Source organism: Cupriavidus sp. HPC(L) (assembly GCF_000307735.3).
GTDB lineage: Bacteria > Pseudomonadota > Gammaproteobacteria > Burkholderiales > Burkholderiaceae > Cupriavidus.
Genome location: NZ_AMPR02000418.1, coordinates 1 through 1002 on the forward strand (window position 1 = coordinate 1; position 1002 = coordinate 1002).

Genomic DNA, 1002 nt, shown 5'->3' on the forward strand with positions numbered 1-1002 from the left:
CATCGCCTACGGCTCGGCGGTGCTGTTCGGCGTCTCGTTCGCGCTCGGCGCCTTCTTCGCCGGCATGGTGCTGCGCGGCTCGGCACTGAGCCATCGCGCCGCGCAGGAAACGCTGCCGCTGCGCGACGCCTTCTCGGTGCTGTTCTTCGTCTCGGTCGGCATGCTGTTCGATCCGCGCGTGCTGCTCGACGCGCCGCTGCAGGTCGCCGTCACGCTGGCCATCGTGATCGTCGGCAAGTCGCTGGCCGCGCTGGCGCTGGTGCTGGTGATGCGCTACCCGCTGAACACCGCGCTGACGGTGTCGGCGAGCCTCGCGCAGATCGGCGAGTTCTCCTTCATCCTCGCCGGGCTCGGCGTCACGCTCGGCATGCTGAGCCCGCAGGGACACAACCTGGTGCTGGCAGCCTCGCTGATCTCGATCGCGCTGAACCCGCTGGTATTTCACGCGGTCGAGCCGCTGCAGCGCTGGATTCGCGCTCGATCGGCGCTGGCGCGCAAGCTCGAGCGCAGCGCCGACCCGCTGGCCGAGCTGCCCGCCACGGTCGACCAGGCGCTGCTGACGCGGCAGGTCGTGCTGGTCGGCCATGGCCGCGTCGGACGCCGCATCGCCGCGGCGTTGCGCTCGCATGGGGTGCCGGTGGTGGTGGCCGACCAGAACCGCGAGATCGTCGAGGCGCTGCGCGCGCAGGGCGTGCCGGCGGTATCGGGCGATGCCGCCGAACCGTCGGTATTGATCCAGGCCCATATCGCGCGCGCGGGCATGCTGGTGATCGCCACGCCCGATACCGTCGGCGTGCGGCGCATGGCCGAGATCGCGCGCACGTTGAATCCGGGCATTCGCATCCTCGTGCGCACGCACAGCGAGGACGAGGCCGCGCTGCTGCTGCAGGACCGCGTCGGCGAGGTCTTCCTCGGCGAGCACGAACTGGCAACGGCGATGATCGAGCGCGTGTTGCAGAGCGCGCGGCAGGACGCGGCGGCGCTCGATGCGAGCGCGAACAG

General features: G+C 71.0%; 1 protein-coding gene. It reads left to right on the forward strand.

Annotated features, from left to right (window positions below; translation table 11 throughout):
- Nucleotides 1-1002: NAD-binding protein (locus B551_RS18690; protein ID WP_172682475.1), on the forward strand; the 1002-nt coding region annotated here is incomplete at both ends.